Genomic DNA, 17,677 nt, shown 5'->3' on the forward strand with positions numbered 1-17,677 from the left:
CCCTGATTTTTCGGTTATTAAAAATTAAGTCTGTTTACTTTTTCCTGTTCCTTCAGGTATAGGGGTAATGCTGCAGGGCCATACCACTTGTATAAGTCTACGGCTAATAAATTTGCACTAATCGCAGGATCGGTATTCACCAGTGCCTGCGCCTCTTCCACTGTTTTTACATTCAGAATAAAAATGCCACGGTAAGCACTTTCGTTTTTTCCAATCGGTCCGGCAACCAGCAGTTTACCTTCTGTAGCAAGGCGGTCAATGTTTTGCATATGCCCCTTAAATAAACTATCCACTGTAGCTTTTTCAGGGATCTTAGCCGTCCCGGTTTTTAAAATCACCAGCACGTATTCTTTCATGCCATAATCATCAGCACCCAAGGATGTAGCCAGGTTCTTATCATAAGCCGGATTGGTGGATTGTGCACTTAAAGTAAACGTGCCAAAACTGAGTAAAATAGCAAGGAAAGCAGCATAAATTTTCATATGTAAATATATAAAATTATCAGGTTACATCTCAGCTAATCTAACGTAAACAAATATCTTGTTGTTCAACAAGTTAACCTCAAAAATGACTACCTAAAAATTACTCAACATTGAGTATTGATGTCACAAAAACAGCACAATATCTTTGTAATAGAACCTATAAAAAACACCCAACCTCACACTTAAATTTTGAATTATGAAATTAAAATTATGTTTAGCTGTTATATTGTTAACAGTAACCGGTCTCCTGCAGGCACAAGACCGGCCAACGTATCGCCCCAGTTACTTACGCCTTGGCGTTAATGCCGTAGGCAATCAGCTTGATGAAATTCTTTCGCCCAGAGAGAATATTCTTGATGGCCGGTACGGAAGTGTAAATGGCTTTGTATTGGATGCCGGAAGGATCTATTATTTTGGCGGAAAACACAGTGAAAGCTTCCTGAATTTGGGCCTTGATTGGACGGTGCTCTCATTAACATACAACCAATTAAATGAGTGGAAAGCCTATGGACAGCATTCAGGTGCTCAAAACGTCATGATAGATGGAACAAAAGTAATGGCCAGCGCTTCTTCTAAACTTGGGCCTGTACTATCACTCAACCTCATCGAAAAAGTAGTGATTGACGCACGATTCCAGCTGGCACCTACATTCAGGTATATAGACCTCAATTATTACGAAAACGAAGGCCAGCCTGATGAACGTTTTATTTCTTTCATTAGAAATGGAAAAAGATATTTTAACGAGAGCTTTGACTTTGATGGCATAAAAGACAGGGTTAACTTTAGTGTAGCCAAAAGCCTGGGCGTGACTTTACGCCGCAATACCTTAGGTTTATCGGCCGATTATATCTGGGGCGATGTCAAAACTTATTTTGAAACGATCAGCGGAAGCAATGGACAAATAGCTGGAAAAGAAAGTGTTCCGGTAAGCACCTTGCAGCTGAAATTAAATCTATCATTTTAGTGTGTGGTGATGGAGAACGGCCTAACCTCTGTGTTATAAATGGGGTTGGGCTTTTCTAATACCTTATACCAGGTTATAGGCTTGTGCAAACCGCACGGTATCATAGTTATTTTTCAGGCATAATTTACTTCTCAGGTTTCTGCGGTGGGTATCCACTGTAGCAGGAGATATAAACAGGCGGCTTGATATTTCACCGGAGTTCATGCCTAGTGCAATACACCGTAACACTTCTTTTTCGCGTTTGGTTAATTTAAGAAATAAGGGGTTATTGGCTTGTAAAAAGCTCATCTCATCAACCATACGTATTATTTTGGGGCTAAAATGCTGCACCTGTTCCAGGTTATTGGAAGTGGTAATGATATGGCTCACCTCACCAGACGCATTCCTGCAAAACACTTTGGTATTACTCACAAACAGCACCCAGGTCTTTGAACGCTGGTTTCTAATCTGCTGAAAATAACATACTAAGTCGTCCGTATTATTTTTTATTAAACATCTGATTTGTTGCAGGTAATCCAATCGTTCTGCAGCCATATAGAAACTGGATTGATGGGTATCGCCATTAAGCTCGCGAATTTGGTTGCTTTCTATGCCCAGGGCATCCAATGCAGGCTGATTCATGTATACCACATGTAAATCAGCCGCACGGTGGACTATAATTGCAGCAGGAAGTTGATCGGCGACAAGCTTGAGCTTCGCTAGCCGCTTTGTAAAATCCTGCTGGAGAGCCACGCCTTGTTTCATCAATTAGAATCTCTAAAATAGAAAGTTTTAATTACTTCCTAATCATATTTTTAATACAATTAAATTAAGCAATTAATTTGGTAATTATAAGGGCAATTTGACTGGCTACAGGTACACAACAACAAATTCGCCCCTAGAAACCTCTATTTGTTTCTAAGGGCGATTTATACGTATTAAAAACCGGTGTTTATTCTTTTGTGAGCTTCCAGTTATCTTGCCATTTGATGACCGGTTTTCCATCTTCTATGGTCATTGGCAGCCATATATACCGCCCATCAATGGCGTTTTCAGGTGTCCAGCGATCAGCCATGAAAATATAAGTATCTTTTTTTCCGGCAACGGGTAAAATAAAGGTGCTTTGCGATTTGAAGGTCAGGTCAGCACCCTCCCCTACACATGGATTTCCTAAGGATTTCCAGGGCCCCCAGATGGAATCGGCAACAAAAGAGCGGGCAGCATTTGGATCCCAACCTGTGCACCCTGAGGTAACCAGGTAATATTTTCCCTGATGTTTTATGATGGCCGGAGCTTCATTGTGACCTCCGGGTTCAATGGTGATGTATTTACCAGTAAAAGCCAGGTAATCTGCTGTAAGTTCTGCCAGGTGCAGGGTCAGGTTTTCTTCTGATGAATAAATATGGTATGCTTTACCGTCATCATCTACAAAGAGGGTCATGTCGCGTGCCATCTGCCCCTTTTGCAAGTCGCGCTTAACAAACAAACCTTCTGCAACTTCTTTGCGCCATTCATCTGTCCAGGCTTTTAAATCCGCTTCTTTAACAGTTTTGTTTTTCCAGGCATCGTTAAAGTTCATTGGCCATATTCCTGCATTGGGCCTGAATGATTTGACATATGTATATGGGCCTGTCACCTTATCGCTTGTTGCAACGCCTGTACGCGCGGCATTATAACTTTGATTTTTTAACTCCAGGTGAAACCACATCACAAATTTCTTTGTCTTAGCGTTATAGATCACCTTTGGTCGTTCTATAATACTGCCTTTTTCGATTTCTGATCCGGAGTTTTCTTTTGCGACTTTTAATGCAATGCCTTCATTATTCCAGTTATAAAGATCTGCAGAGGAGTATACTCCAACACCTACATTGGCGCGGTTACCTGATTTACCTTCAGTTTTATGTTCGCCAAACCAATAGTATTTTCCTTCATGGAACAAAACACCACCGCCATGCGCATTAATGTGTTTACCCTGCTGGTCTGGCCAGATCTGCCCTGGGCTAATAGAAGATAAAACTTGTGCTGAGGCATTTTGAATAAAACAGGTGCAGATTATAGCAAGCACTAATAGGTTTTTCAGGTTCATGATGAAAAGATAGAAATTATGTGGTGCCTAAACAAATTCTAACAAATAAGGTACAATTGGTTATCATTGCGGGAACGGATTAATGGTGATTTATGAGTACAGAAAAAGAAAAAATGTTGGGTGGTGAGCTTTACAATCCATTTGACAGCGAATTAAGTAAAGACAGGTACCATGCTAAACAAGCGTTACATGCTTATAATAAGCTAGGGCCTGCTGATGCGAAGGAACAGAAAAAGCAGATTAAAGCGCTTTTTGGGACTGTAGGGAAACAGTACCAGATCGAACAACCTTTTTTCTGTGATTATGGGTATAACATTCATATTGGGGCCTTTTTCTTTGCGAACTACAATTGTACCATTCTGGATGTGGCTAAAGTAACCATAGGCGATCATGTAATGTTTGGTCCGAATGTGGGCATTTATACCGTGAACCATCCGCTAAACTCAGAACGCAGAAAAACAGGCCTGGAGCATGCGCATCCGGTTACCATTGGAAACAATGTATGGGTGGGTGGTCATACGGTTATCCTGCCGGGGGTTACCATCGGCGAAAATTCCGTGATTGGTGCGGGTAGTGTGGTTACTAAAGACATCCCTGCAAATGTGGTTGCCGTTGGGAACCCCTGTAAGGTATTAAGGGCGATAACAGCAGACGACATTTAATTTTATATCAAATATTTATCGAAAGCTAACCAGGTAACAAATGAAATTGCCAGGACGCCGTAAGCAATACCAATCGGCTTCATTTTTTTTAACCGTTCACGCCCAGGGACACCTGTTATGATCGCGAATAATACTTCTAATATGGCTTCCATTAGGTTAGGTTATTAGTTAATACTAAGCTAAATAAATTAATGATATATAACAGTATAAGTTGGTTCGCCTTTTTTCCTTTATTAATATGGTAACTCTTCACAGTCGTAACCTCTGTCATCTAACAGCTTGATCACAGCATGTGTATTTTCCGTCTGGCTGTCGATTCGTAAGATGCGATCACAATCGTCGAGGTCAAAGTTCCATTTTGCCTGCGGCAAGAGGTTATCTAAGCCTATCTTTAATTTCCAAATGTCTTGTTCAGTTTCCACTGAAGTTTTAAATACATAAATCATCTTCTCAAGTTTTTTAAATTACAATCCATTTTTACCTTCAAGCCAATAACCTTGAGAAAATACCTTCCCACTGGTGGTATTTTTTAATACGCTTCTAAAGGTCTGGACAGATTTTACATTTCCTGTTAAAATATAATTGGCGGCTTGCCAGTCAGCGGTTTTGAAAATGGGCAAATCATGGACCCATTCTTCGTTTATAAAAGTGCCATTTTTGGAAAATACGGTGTAGTTTTCTAATCCCAACAGCTCAGGCACAGCTTTATTTTTGTCGTGTAATTCAAAATAGAATTGGAACTGATGATGATTACTTTTTAACACCTCATAAAACGAACAGGCAAGCCCTAAAGAAGTTTCGTCGCCGAAAATAAGCTGGGTCTTTACGTTTGGATCGTATACTTTGCGCCCTCTCGCACTGCTGATGTAAATTTCATCACCTATGGTCAACGTATCAATAAAGTCACTTCCCACACCGTTGCTGTGTACATGAAATACGATATCTGCTATTCCCTCTTTTGCATCATAATGAGCCACAGTATAATTTCTGTATTCGGTTTCACTCACCCGGATGACGTTAGCATAGCCAATCTGGTAATTCATTTTTGACAACACTCCCTGAAAACGTATTTTCTTTACCTGTGGGCTAAGGAGGGAAATTTTTAAAACCCTGGCATTTGGCCGAAGTGCCCCTTCAAGTAAATTCCCTATCCACTTTGGTATGGTTGATATCATATTTGCCGATTTAATATATTCCAAAGGAACGAGGAATAGCCACGGCAAACAATGGCTTGAAGGCTGTAAGTATTGGACTAATCGAGGTTTTTATTTCGGAAGGATAATGCAGACATGCCACTGACTTTCGTAAACAGCCGGGAGAAATAAGGATAATCGTCGTAGCCCAATTCACTGGCAATTTCCTTTACAGATTTATCAGAATGATATAACAAACGTTTTGCTTCTAAAATAATCCGTTGCTGGATATGATAGGAGACAGAATGGCCTGTGGCATTTTTAACACACTCGTTCAAATAAGGGGTTGATATATTAAGGACTTGTGCGTAAGCCGCCGGGGTTTTGACCTTAATAAAGCTTTGTTCCAGAATGACCTTGAAGGATTTATTGATGGTCTCAAACCTTGAAAGCGTATCTGCCGATTTGGAATGTTGTAAGTACTGCGACAGAATTAAGCCCACCAGGGTATTACAACTGCCCTTTAATAAAGCCTGATATAACTTTTCGTGTCTTCTCTCTGAAAGCTTGATGCACAGTGAAGTCGCTTCGGCAAAAACAGCATAGGTTTCGTCATTTAAAAGCAAAGGTTTTGCAGGCACAATGTCTTCCAATAACTTTAAATATTCTGGATTCAGGCATTCGTTGGTAATCGTCCAACCGCAGGCCGTCACCTTTTTGAAAGCACCACGCATACGATGTACCTGGCTAGGGTGCATATATATTATGGAGGGTGAATTTATTTGATAGGCTTGAAAGTCAATTTCCATAGTAATGGAGCCCCTTTCCAGCAAAAAGAACAAGTGAGCATCATGGCGGTGTGCATGCTCCAGGCCTTCAATGCTGCTTGAATCCTCAATTGATGCTTTTAGGATCGAAACACCTGCACCAAATTCATCAGCAATGGAGTTTACAGGAATGGTTTTTACTTTTTCAGGCATGTAGTTAAGATCTGGCGACACAAATGTAGGTTTTGGAATTTAACGGGAATACCTAATGGTTAAATTCATTGCAGCCCATTTAGCCTAATTGCTTATGTTTAGGGATATTGGAAAAGTCTGCATCATTTTTACTGCCCTTCCCTTTTGACGAGCTGGTTGCCAACCTTTTTGTGCCTTTATTACCCGGATAGCTTCTGATGCTAATGCAGTGTGGACGTCATTTATAACATGAACATCACTTATTTCACCGCTAGTAAGAATTACAAAATTGACCTGAGCGACACCCTGAATGCGTTGTCTTACCAGCTCTCGAGACCGAAATCCCTGTAATACCTGCCGATAAAATAATTTCATGCCCCCTTTGAAGTTTGGTTTTACGTCTGAGGTGGTATAATGGTACACATTCCCTTTCCCATCATTACTGGTTCCCGAAATCATTTTACCTTCGGCATAGACTTCTTTATAATGTAGGGTATCCTTTGTCCTCAATTCACCTGTCCACTCGCCATCGTATTTGCCATTTTTCACATTTCCTTTTCCAGTAATGTATTTGAAATCTTCGTCGTAAAGCACCGCATAACCATTTCCATCGGTTACCATGGCGGCCCCTGTAGAATCGTTGACACCTTTAACATAAACAATACTACTGTCCCCACTTGGTTTGTAAAGTAGCGTACTATATACCTTCCCATTCGGGAAATAGTTAAATGCAGTATCGATTATTTTACCTTTAACATAGTTTTTATACTGCTTTTTCTTTCCATTCTCAAAAAAGGAAAGAAATGTCCCTTCATAAAGAGGTGGATCTATCTTACTGGAATACCCATAACTTTTCCGCGTTCCATTCATATAGAATTCTTTTGTTGGATACAGATTTGAGCCTTTCTCGGGTTCTTCCACACTTCGGATAAAATCTGCGCTATCGGCATTTTTCACATAATCGCCATTATTTTTCAGGAGATAAACATTTTTCTTTTGGGCGGAAACATGCAGCCCCACGAATAAGAGGCTGGAAAATAATAAGAATACAAAGTATTTCATAAGAGAGTTAATTTCCGACAAGATAAAGAATGTTTTTAAATTCCTTTTTTAAGAAATTTTTTATGCTCAATTTGTAAGGAATCCATTCCGGTTAACTCCATTGAATCTATGGCTTTACAAGCAATTAAAAACAATAGACACGAATGAAAAAGACAAGAGTTACTATCCTGGGTGCAGGGTTTATTTCTGATATTCATGTAGAAAGTTATACCCGCTTTATTCCAGAAGCAGAAATAGTTGCCGTTTATGCGCGTGATGCCAAAAAAGCGAAAGCCTTTGCAGAAAAACATCACATTCCGAATTGGTATACGGACATGGAAAAAGCAATTACGGAGACTTCATGTGATGTAGTGGACATATGTCTTCCTAACTTTTTGCATTGCAAAGCAACCCTTATTGCTGCAAAAAATCAAAAACATGTAATTATAGAAAAACCTTTGGCGGTTACTTTAGAAGAAGCTGATGAAATGATTGAGGCTTGTAAAGCTAACCAGGTCAAACTCATGTATGCAGAAGAACTTTGTTTTGCTCCTAAATATGAGCGTGCCCGACAAATGGTTAAAGAGGGCGCTGTAGGCAATATATATATGCTAAAGCAGGCTGAGAAACATTCAGGTCCTCATTCAGATTGGTTCTACGACATTGATCTGGCAGGTGGCGGCGTATTAATGGATATGGGTTGCCATGCTTTTGGTTGGTTCAGGTGGATGCTTGGCAATGCGAAGGTTAAAAGCGTTATGGGAACGATGAACACTTTTTTACACCAGGAAAGAACAAAGGGAGAGGACAATTCGGTTATTATTGTAGAATTTGAAAATGGTGTCATTGGTGTAGCAGAAAATAGCTGGGCAAAACAAGGCGGAATGGACGACCGGTGCGAAATTTACGGTACAGATGGCGTAATCTATGCAGACTTGTTTATGGGCAATGCAGCATTAGCTTATAGTAAAAGTGGCTATGGTTATGCTGCCGAAAAGGCCGATACGACCCAGGGATGGAGTTTCCCGATCTTTGAAGAAGTATTTAACCAGGGTTATCCTCATGAACTGAAGCATTTTATAGGCTGTGTTCGGGAAAATACAACACCACTTTTAACTGGTGAAGACGGCAGAGCGGTTTTAGAGATCATTTATGCTGCCTATGCGTCGACTGGAACGGGAAAGAAGATCAACCTGCCTTTTAACCCTGTTGTAAAAAAACCAATCGATCTTTGGCTTGATCAGAAATAATACCCGATGTTATGTTGCCCAGGCCTTTTCTCCTGTGCGATATGGGATGCAGCCTACATACTTGCCAGGCACTGGAATATACCGCAACGCTTTTGTACAACCCACTTCAGAAGTAAAATAGCCAAGCAAAGTGAGTTCTTTCATCATTCTAAAATAGTGAACTGCATGCTGGTTATTTTTTGCTTCTTTCTTTTGTTCCTGATCAAGAACTGTTAAAAGCTCCGTCCTTTGTTTGGCAGTAATCCCCATAAAGTCTTTGCCATATTGTTCTTTACTCCGATCATTAAGTGCGGTAACGCCATTGGTAAATATTTTCTGCTCTTCAGTCGTATAACAATCATTGACCATCAACGCCATAAACGCCCCAACATTAACCATTTTTGCTCCTGGGGTAGCGGTTTCTGGCAGAATCGTTTCTCCTATTTCATTAAATAGCGCCATATCATCTTCAGTAATAAGGTTGTTTATTTTTGTAGGGTCAGATTTACATCCCGACAAAAAGAATTCTGCGCCAATTATAGATCCGCCAAGCATTAAGCCCAACCTCCCTATCACCTCTCTCCTATTCATATTTTATTGAATTAATGGTTATTTATAAGTTGCCTTCTTTCATTTCCTGAACGGCATATGTAGCTGCCCTGGCGGTAAGTGCCATATAAAGCAAAGAGGGGCTTTGATTGCCGGTGGAGGTCATGCATGCTCCATCGGTAACAAATACATTTTTGCAATGATGTAACTGGTTCCATTCATTAAGGAGGGAGGTTTTGGGATCTTTACCCATGCGAACACCTCCCATTTCATGAATATCCAAACCAGGAGCCTGTTTATTATTGTACGGGATGATATTTTTGCAACCAGATTTTTCTAACATTTCCTTACTTTGAGTTAAAAAGTCCTTAATCATCCGTTCGTCATTCTCATCATATTCCACGGATGTGACTAATAGGGGTATTCCCCATTGATCTTTTTCTGTTTTACTCAAACGTACATGATTGGATTCCTTTGGCACCGTCTCCCCCTGCAGGTACATGTAAACATGCCATCCACCCGGCTCCGATAGACTATCTTTATAAGCTGCACCAATTTGTCCTTCAGCGGTTTCAGCGGGATGCTGATTGCGGTAAGCATTCATAAAAGTGGTAAATCCCCCATAATAATCTGTTTCCTGTTTTTCCAGGTTCCGGTAATTGACAAGAATAAGATCTGTAGGGTTCCGGCCGTAATAATATTGATCCAGGTAACCATCAATGGTTGCACTGAGGGACGCCCGGTAATTATGAAATGCAATATACTTACCGAGTAAACCACTATCATTACCCAGGCCATTGGGAAAACGGGTTGATGTGGAATTCAATAAGATTAAATTGCTGTTGAGTGCGGAGGCATTTAAGAATATGATACGGGCAAAATAATCAGTCACTTCCTTGGTATTGGTGTCAATTACCCGCACGCCAGCTGCTTTTCCCATTTTCTCATCGTATATAATGGAATGAACAACGGAAAAAGGCCGGATGGTTAAGTTTCCGGTTTTTTGTGCCCAGGGCAATGTAGAACTCACGGAGCTAAAATACCCACCAAAAGGACAGCCCCGCATACACAAATTACGGGCCTGGCATTTACCACGCCCTTGTTTCAAATGGGTATCACGGGTTTCTGTAAGGTGTGCCCAGCGTGCATGAACAAGGTGTCGGTCCGTATAATTTGCTTTCCATTTTTGTTTGATGTCCTGCAAGACACAGTTCATTTCAAAAGGCGGTAAAAATTCACCGTCGGGCATCGCAGGCAAATTATCTTTATGGCCACAAATGCCTATAAACTTTTCTACATGACTGTACCAGGGTGCAACATCATCATAGCCTATGGGCCAGGCTATGCCATAACCAAAGCGCTCAGGAGCGGTAAATTCAAATTCACTCCAGCGCTGCGTAGCCCTGCCCCAGGTAAGTGATTTGCCTCCTACCTGATAGCCACGGATCCAATCAAAAGGTTTTTCCTGTACATACGGATGATCTTCATCCTTGATAAAAAAATGCGCACAATCTTCACCATACCCTGCAGATTTGGTGATCAACGGATTTTCTTTATAAAACGCTTTGCTCATCCGGCCCCGGTATTTAAAATCCCAGGGATCCAGGGTTGCGGTCGGATAATCTTTATTATGTTCTATGTTACGGCCCCGTTCCAACACCAGGGTTTTTAACCCTTGTTCGCAAAGCTCCTTGGCGGCCCAACCACCACTTATTCCAGACCCGATCACGATGGCATCAAAGGTGTTAGCTTCGCTGTTTTGATTTTTATTCGCAGTCATTAGCTATTTGGTTAGTGTTAATGCTTAAGTTGAAGTTTGATCAATTAAACAGGTTACTGCCGGATGCAACCATAAAAAGGAAGCAGGTAAACTGGTGGTAATCTTTGCGGAAAGAAATTCTTGTATGATGTGCTGCTTCCCTGCCCCACTGATGAGCAAGATGATTTTTTTTGATTGAAGGATCTCTGCCATGCCTAACGTTAATCCGAAAGTTGGCTTCTGCTCCATGCCCTCGGCCATGGAATGCTGCATAGAAGTTGAGGTAAGGGCGGTAACATGACATTTCGCCTGCAGGAAAGGAGCTGGTTCATTAAATGCAATGTGACCGTTTAACCCTAATCCTAATACACAAAGGTCAATCGGCCCTTCAGTTTCCAGGTAGGCACTTGCCTTTTTACATTCTTCTGCTTGATCAACAGGCCAACTATCTAATGAAATAAACCGCGATGCCTCCATGTTTAATGGACCTAATAGCTTTTCATTTAAGAAGGTTTGACAGGATTGTGGGTGATCTAAAGCGATACCACCCCATTCATCCAACTTGATCATCCTGAATTTTTCAAAAGCAAAAGCATCGGTTTGATACTTTTCTACCAGTTTGGTATAGGTGCCCAGCGGAGATGAACCCGTTGCCGCACAAAACAACAAATCTTTTTTGGCTATGAGTTCGGCATGAATCATATCTGCCGCTATGACACTCATAGCATCATAATCATCGAGGTATTCTATCTTCATCACTAAGCAATTTATATCCTTTTCAATAAAATCTGTGATTTAACGCCACCCAAGGCTTTAAGGCTTTCTGTTCCACATTGCACACCACGATACAAGCAGGTGTTGAAATCTTGTCCAGCTAACCATTCGAATATAAAGCCCGCATCAAAATTGTCACCAGCACCCGTGGTATCGACAATATGTAAATCCACCAGCAAATCTGCCGGGATTTTATATTCAATCACCTCATTCCTTGTAAATAATAAAGCACCATCAGCGCCATTTTTAATGACAACCAAAGGGCATTGAGAAACTAAAAATTGACCTGCCTCCATAAGATTGTCTTTTCCGCTAATGGCGAGCGCCTCGGCCTCGTTAGGCAGAAAAACATCGATCAGCGGCAAAATTTGATGCACGCGCTCCCAATTCTCCTCAGGATCCCAGTTGGTATCCAGTGACACCGTAATCCCAGCCTCTTTTAATTTTTTAATCCAGTCTGGCCAGGCCGGGATAAGGTTGTTTAACAAGAAATAACTTCCAATGTGCCAGTGAGCAGCCTGATTGACTAAATCTGGTTTAAATACTGAAGGTTCGATGAGTTTAAGGGTACCGAGATAAGTGAGCATGGCCCGGTCGCCCTTACACGATAAGTTCAGGCCCATAGGCGTTTGTTCATCAGGAATAATTTCGACTAAAGAGAGGTCTACTCCAGCTTGTTCCAGGGTTTGCAGGATGATTCTACCTTGTGGATCATCCCCTATTTTACTGATCAGACCGATGGAACCACCAAGTTTAGCGATCTGCGATGCAAAGATGCCAACTGAACCTCCCAGGTCAATAGCGTACTGATCTGCTAATTGTTCAACCTGCCCATATTCGGGTTTTACCTGTGCATCAATGAGGATATCAATACATAAATCGGCAATAGCAATTAGGTCAAGTTTCATTCGCTAAATATTTGGTAAGCACCTAAGAAACAGATGTGCTAACTAAAATACAAGTTTTTTAGTCTATTGACATATTTAAGTGGGGTTTAATTTGGCACAAAATGCTGAGGTAGCCTAAAACTAATCCTCACCCAGCCAACTCTTTAAAATTTGTTGTTGAAGCTGATCAGTTTCCTCCATTCTACTCATCTCAAAGGATGTCTCACTTTTAGTTTGCAAAATAACAGGGCGGTCCGTTTTCTTACCATCAGTTAAAATACCTAGTCTAACAATATCTCCTGCCTTATATGATTTTGAAATTGAATCCAACTTCTCTAGGCTCGCTGGCGCTCCATTAATTGCAACAATTACACTATTTCTTCTAATACCTTCTTTCCATGCAGGAGACTCCCACTCTACCTCTGTTATACTCAAGGCACCATTTTTAACTGCAGCTTTCACACCCAACCATGCCCCTGGCACAATCTTAGGGGTCAAGTCAATATCAAGACCTGCATAAGCGAGATACTTCTTGTAATCGGGCGTACCTACCGTATACACATAACTAAAAAATTCATCCAGCTTCACTCCTGCTACTTGCTCACAAACAGTTTTGAATTCCGCCTCTGTATAACCCCTATTTAATTTTTTATAAAAATTAAAATATAATGCACGCATCACATCATCTAATGTCTTTTTGTTAAGTGTTTCATGCCTGATCTTAAAATCCAGCATCATGGCTAAAACAGGTCCTTTTTGATAATAGGAAATAGTTTTATTGACTTCATCTCCCGTTCTGCCGAATGGCCCGTCAGACCAGGTATCATAGCTGGCCTGACTAACGGATTGGAAGAACCTGCCGGGAGAGGACTCATATGCTTTTATAGAAAACTGAAAGTTTTTTAAAATATCTTCACTGCTTTCCAGGCCTGCCCTTCTAAGAAGCATTTCATCGTAGTAAGTTGTAACGCCCTCCGCCACCCAAAGCATATTGGTACGGCTACCGTTATCGTAATCAAAAGGCCCAAGCTCAATAGGCCTTATTCTTTTTGCATTGTAATGGTGAAAATATTCATGACCTAAAAAGCTAAGGACTGTTTTCCGTCCCTCTGGCGTATTTAACGCTTTGCTTCCGGAAAAAGCAACAGCGGTCGAATTCAGGTGTTCAATTCCACCACCGCCAGGACCAATTCCAATAAAGGTGTAATCCTTAAAAGGTATCTCTCCAATCACATCAACTGCAGCTTCAATCACTTTTTTAAGCGATTGCATAAATTCTACTTTATCAAAATCACCAGGTTTGTATGCTATAAAATAATGGGGCACCCCGCGGACAGAAAAAGATGGAAATTCTTCAATATTCCCCATGAGCATGGGGCTATCGTACAAAACATCAAAATCGGGGGCATAAAAAGAAAACGCTTTTCCTTTAATTTTTTCCAGTCCGGTGGCTACTTTTCCCCAGCCGGGAGAAAGCTTTAAGTTGACGGTAACTGGAACATTTAGCCTATCCGCTACATGCAAAAACATGCCGGTCGGAGCAATAAAACCACGATCAGCATTTAAATAATTAGTAGCCACGAATGACCGGGAAGTTTTAACATGATAGGTAATCAAGAGCGTGGATTGCTGTTTATTATAAACCCTCCAGGTATTGTGGTTTGCTCGCTCCCATGGTATAGTATTGCCCTTCAGGTCTTTAATCGTCATGTTTTGGACATCATCAGCATAGTTCATGATCTGATAATAACCGGGCATCCATACCGGCATTTTGAAATCATTTTGCCCTTCTTTAAGCCCCTCACATCGAAGTTCGGCCTGATAAATCCCTGATGCCGGGTTATCCATAGCTATAGTGAATACCATTTTTAACTGTTCCGATGCTTTCACATCAAACAAGACAAATGTCAAAACTAAACACAATAATACAGGTCGCAGGATTTTTTTAATGCACATATGCAATTATAAATATTATTTCCGGCAATCCTTTGGTTTCCAATAACCTGCAGAAAGCATTTCCGCTTCCCCCTTGGTTAGCAACCGCTCCTTGGTGATATCGATAAAATATTCGTTCTGCCATTTTTGTGTCTTCAACGCTTGGCTGCTTACAGGAATATCCCATGCAGGATAGAGTCTAAAACCTCGTTTACCCGCGCCATGACATGATGATAGTATTCCCATTGTTGCTAATACCGCTTTTGGGAAAATAAATATACCCGTTAGATGCGCATCGGAGGTCATGATGATATAGAAATCAAAATCATCTTCTATGTCAAAAGGAATGGTTTGACCGGTAAGGTTCCTCTTCCACAAGGTCACAAATTGTCCCACTTTTTTGGGAGTTTTCTTGGCTTTTCGAAATTTAATAGGTTGGCTTTTGAGTTGAAAGTTAAAACCAAAATATTCACGACATTCTTTGTCTTCATTTATGTTGTCCAATTCGATTCTTGTAGCATCGAAGATCAACTTTTCCAGGGTGCTCAACTCGTTAATCAGGTTTATTTTCAATGCCGTGTGATTATTTATATGGCCAAAGATATTGTAATACTTCGTCTTTGAGTAATTATAGCACAAGGGATAAATTGTATAAATAAGACGATTAAGCCATAAGTGTAACTCAGGAAAAGATATTGAGTCTTATTAATAACCTCCCCTCATTTAATCCACTTCGTATGAAAAAAGCTAGCAAACTGATACTCAAGTTAAATCTAATGATTGCTATCCTTTTTTTCGTCCCTAAAGCTCTTTGCGCTCAACAGGTGGGAAACACCACTTACCAGGTAAAGGGACGGGTATTAGGCCTGGACGGTCGCCCTATACCCCTTGTTACGGTTAGCATCACCTCTACTCCACCTCGTGCTTCAAAGCAGGCAAAGCTGACGGATAGCAACGGCCTTTTTGAGTTTTTGATTAACCAGCAAGGAAATTATCAGATCCGTCTTAGCTCGGTAGAATCTGACACGACCACGCTGAATATCACTTTAGCTACTAAACAGCCGATGGAGCTTGGTGACATTACCCTAAAAGCAACTTCCAGGAACCTAAATGAGGTTAAGGTGGTCGGGAAGAAGGACTATATAGAACAGCGAATTGATATGACCGTACTCCATGTAGAGAACAGCAGCCTCGCCGTGGGAAACTCGGTATTAGACGTACTACAGCGTGCACCAGGCGTGTATGTTGCTAATTATGGCAAAATAGATTTGAAAGGAAAATCCGGCGCAAGTATTCTCATTGATGGTAAACCTACCTATCTTGCCGGAGATCAGCTGATCGCTTTCCTTAGGTCCATGCAAAGTTCCGCTGTGCGTAACATAGAATTGATTACAAATCCATCGGCAAAGTATGATGCTGCCGGGTCCGGAGGAATCATCAACATCCGCTTAAAGAAAAACAACGCTTACGGCTTAAACGGCAATGTTAACCTTGCTGCAGGGTACGGCAAAAGTTTCAAATCTAGTGCTGGTACCAATTTAAACTATAGGGCGACTAAACTAAACGTCTATGGAGATTTTTACCTGAACTACAATAATCGGCTTCGGGATCTCAACATAAACCGTGTTAGTCCGTCCAACACAGGTAACACTTTTTTTGATCAACATACAGAAGCTGTTATAGATGACAGGAACCATTATTATAAAGCTGGATTGGATTATTACATCAACGACAATAATGTGATTGGGTTTTTATTTAACGGCCACACCAATTCGGGAGATGATCGAACCGTAAATCACACCCGGATATCTAGTGATGGGATTGGGTTGGATTCTTTAGTTACCGCAGATAACCCCACGCACCGGAGCTACCATTACGCTGCTTTTAACCTGAATTATAAGTCGACTATCGACACGTTAGGCCAGGACCTGAATATTGATCTAGACTATGCATCGTATGACAACGGTATCCAAAATGATTACGATAATCATTTTCTGGATCCCGTAGGCAATGAATATAAATCACCATTGATCTTTAGGAGTAATGCGCCTGTAAAGGTTAACATCCTGTCTGCGAAAGCAGATTATACCTACCCACTAAGCGAAGATTCCAAATTATCGGCTGGTATAAAAAGCAGTTATGTAAAAACAGAAAATGATATTGTGTTTGAAAATTATAATGTAGATCGTTGGGAAAATGACCCGAACAGGAGTAATCAATTTCAATACACGGAAAACATCAATGCAGCTTATCTCAATTTACAGATGAAACTGAAAATCGTGGAAATACAGGTAGGTCTACGTGCTGAACAGACGAACTCAAAAGGGAATTCTATTACTTTAAATGAGGTTGTTCATAGGGACTATATCAATTTGTTTCCGACGATTTTTATTAGGAAAAAGCTATCGGAGAACCATAATGTCGGACTGTCTTATTCCAGACGGATCGATCGCCCTAACTACGTGACCTTAAATCCATTTGTATACAACATTGACCTCTATACCTTTTCCAGAGGAAATCCATATTTAAGGCCTCAATTTACAAATGTCGTGGAATCATCTTATGTTTATAAAAGCAAGCTATATATCACGCTTGGCCATAGTTCGACCAACGACGCGATCACTGAAGTAACGTTACTAAACTCAGAAGACAAGACGCTGACTGTAGGGGAACAGAACCTTGCCAAACAGAAGGTCATTTACATGAGCATGAGCTTTCCATTGAAAGTTAGCGAATGGTGGACGATGAATAATAGCGTTAACGTTTCAATAAACAAGTTCAGCACGCCAAACCTGATGGGATTTCCTTTTGAAAGTGGCAAAACCGCATACAATTTTAATATCAATCAATCTTTCAACATAAGCACCTCCACTACAGCTGACTTATCCTTCAATTACCGTTCGGCAAATGTACACGGTACTTATTTTATCAGGCCTATGTATAGCACAGACCTGGGCATTAAAAAGACCATTGCGGATAAGAAGTTAACCATCTCCCTTGCGGCAAATGATCTTTTCAACACCTATAAAGAACGGATCAAAAGTGTAATCCCCGGTCAGGACTACCGAATTTATCAAAAATATGAAACACAAATTTTTCGCCTTGGGCTTTCTTACCGTTTTGGAAGTAAACAGATCAAATCTGTACGTGAACGGTCGAAAAGTTCGGACACTGAAGAGCGGCGGGTTAAGAATTAGGTGAAAGCACAGTTAAACGACGGTGGCATACTTACTTGCTG

At 40.9% G+C, this 17,677-nt stretch carries 18 protein-coding genes; 4 read left to right on the forward strand and 14 right to left on the reverse strand.

What is annotated here, in order from left to right; translation table 11 throughout:
* Nucleotides 1–17: 17 nt before the first annotated feature.
* Nucleotides 18–482: a YciI family protein gene (locus IWX76_RS06290; RefSeq protein ID WP_196859067.1), complete on the reverse strand. Its 465-nt coding sequence runs from the start codon at nt 480–482 to the stop codon at nt 18–20.
* 196 nt (nt 483–678) lie between these two features.
* Between IWX76_RS06290 and IWX76_RS06295 the strand changes: the two genes are divergently transcribed.
* Nucleotides 679–1,446, forward strand: a complete 768-nt coding sequence (locus tag IWX76_RS06295) for a hypothetical protein (protein WP_196859068.1) — start codon at nt 679–681, stop codon at nt 1,444–1,446.
* Nucleotides 1,447–1,509: 63 nt separating this feature from the next.
* Here the strand turns inward: IWX76_RS06295 and IWX76_RS06300 are convergent, their stop codons facing one another.
* The gene (locus IWX76_RS06300) at nt 1,510–2,190 is read right to left on the reverse strand and encodes a response regulator transcription factor (protein ID WP_196859069.1); all 681 of its coding nucleotides are present in this window, start codon (nt 2,188–2,190) and stop codon (nt 1,510–1,512) included.
* A gap of 187 nt (nt 2,191–2,377) precedes the next feature.
* Nucleotides 2,378–3,511 carry a glycoside hydrolase family 43 protein gene (locus IWX76_RS06305; protein WP_196859070.1) on the reverse strand — a complete coding sequence of 378 codons (1,134 nt, stop codon included), beginning with the start codon at nt 3,509–3,511 and terminating at the stop codon, nt 2,378–2,380.
* A gap of 92 nt (nt 3,512–3,603) precedes the next feature.
* On the opposite strand from IWX76_RS06305, the gene IWX76_RS06310 reads away from it, so the two are divergent.
* Complete coding sequence (locus IWX76_RS06310) at nt 3,604–4,173, forward strand: sugar O-acetyltransferase (protein WP_196859071.1); 570 nt, start codon at nt 3,604–3,606, stop codon at nt 4,171–4,173.
* A 2-nt stretch (nt 4,174–4,175) separates the two neighbouring features.
* Here IWX76_RS06310 and IWX76_RS06315 read toward each other — a convergent pair whose 3' ends face one another.
* From IWX76_RS06315 to IWX76_RS06335, 5 genes are all read right to left on the reverse strand, one after another.
* Nucleotides 4,176–4,325, reverse strand: coding sequence for a hypothetical protein (locus tag IWX76_RS06315; protein ID WP_196859072.1), 150 nt, complete (start codon nt 4,323–4,325; stop codon nt 4,176–4,178).
* Nucleotides 4,326–4,406: 81 nt separating this feature from the next.
* Complete coding sequence (locus IWX76_RS06320; protein ID WP_196859073.1) at nt 4,407–4,619, reverse strand: hypothetical protein; 213 nt, start codon at nt 4,617–4,619, stop codon at nt 4,407–4,409.
* An 18-nt stretch (nt 4,620–4,637) separates the two neighbouring features.
* Nucleotides 4,638–5,348, reverse strand: coding sequence for an FAD-binding oxidoreductase (locus IWX76_RS06325; RefSeq protein WP_196859074.1), 711 nt, complete (start codon nt 5,346–5,348; stop codon nt 4,638–4,640).
* Nucleotides 5,349–5,425: 77 nt separating this feature from the next.
* On the reverse strand, nt 5,426–6,286 hold the full coding sequence (locus IWX76_RS06330; RefSeq protein WP_196859075.1) for a helix-turn-helix domain-containing protein: 861 nt from the start codon (nt 6,284–6,286) through the stop codon (nt 5,426–5,428).
* Nucleotides 6,287–6,370: 84 nt separating this feature from the next.
* Nucleotides 6,371–7,327 carry an energy transducer TonB gene (locus tag IWX76_RS06335; protein WP_196859076.1) on the reverse strand — a complete coding sequence of 319 codons (957 nt, stop codon included), beginning with the start codon at nt 7,325–7,327 and terminating at the stop codon, nt 6,371–6,373.
* A gap of 143 nt (nt 7,328–7,470) precedes the next feature.
* Between IWX76_RS06335 and IWX76_RS06340 the strand changes: the two genes are divergently transcribed.
* Entirely contained in the window at nt 7,471–8,556 is a 1,086-nt protein-coding gene (locus IWX76_RS06340) for a Gfo/Idh/MocA family protein (RefSeq protein ID WP_196859077.1), read from the forward strand.
* Between the two features lie 9 nt (nt 8,557–8,565).
* On the opposite strand, the gene IWX76_RS06345 is transcribed toward IWX76_RS06340, so the two are convergent.
* From IWX76_RS06345 to IWX76_RS06370, 6 genes are all read right to left on the reverse strand, one after another.
* Entirely contained in the window at nt 8,566–9,126 is a 561-nt protein-coding gene (locus IWX76_RS06345; protein WP_196859078.1) for a gluconate 2-dehydrogenase subunit 3 family protein, read from the reverse strand.
* Between the two features lie 22 nt (nt 9,127–9,148).
* Nucleotides 9,149–10,864: a GMC oxidoreductase gene (locus IWX76_RS06350; RefSeq protein ID WP_196859079.1), complete on the reverse strand. Its 1,716-nt coding sequence runs from the start codon at nt 10,862–10,864 to the stop codon at nt 9,149–9,151.
* 24 nt (nt 10,865–10,888) lie between these two features.
* On the reverse strand, nt 10,889–11,599 hold the full coding sequence (locus IWX76_RS06355; RefSeq protein WP_196859080.1) for a galactosamine-6-phosphate isomerase: 711 nt from the start codon (nt 11,597–11,599) through the stop codon (nt 10,889–10,891).
* Between the two features lie 11 nt (nt 11,600–11,610).
* Nucleotides 11,611–12,525 carry a carbohydrate kinase family protein gene (locus tag IWX76_RS06360; protein ID WP_196859081.1) on the reverse strand — a complete coding sequence of 305 codons (915 nt, stop codon included), beginning with the start codon at nt 12,523–12,525 and terminating at the stop codon, nt 11,611–11,613.
* A gap of 120 nt (nt 12,526–12,645) precedes the next feature.
* Nucleotides 12,646–14,460: a M61 family metallopeptidase gene (locus IWX76_RS06365; RefSeq protein WP_196859082.1), complete on the reverse strand. Its 1,815-nt coding sequence runs from the start codon at nt 14,458–14,460 to the stop codon at nt 12,646–12,648.
* Between the two features lie 15 nt (nt 14,461–14,475).
* The gene (locus IWX76_RS06370; protein WP_196859083.1) at nt 14,476–15,012 is read right to left on the reverse strand and encodes a MepB family protein; all 537 of its coding nucleotides are present in this window, start codon (nt 15,010–15,012) and stop codon (nt 14,476–14,478) included.
* A gap of 164 nt (nt 15,013–15,176) precedes the next feature.
* Between IWX76_RS06370 and IWX76_RS06375 the strand changes: the two genes are divergently transcribed.
* The gene (locus IWX76_RS06375) at nt 15,177–17,636 is read left to right on the forward strand and encodes an outer membrane beta-barrel protein (RefSeq protein WP_196859084.1); all 2,460 of its coding nucleotides are present in this window, start codon (nt 15,177–15,179) and stop codon (nt 17,634–17,636) included.
* Nucleotides 17,637–17,677: the final 41 nt, after the last annotated feature.

It is taken from the genome of Pedobacter sp. CAN_A7, assembly GCF_015752175.1.
GTDB lineage: Bacteria > Bacteroidota > Bacteroidia > Sphingobacteriales > Sphingobacteriaceae > Pedobacter.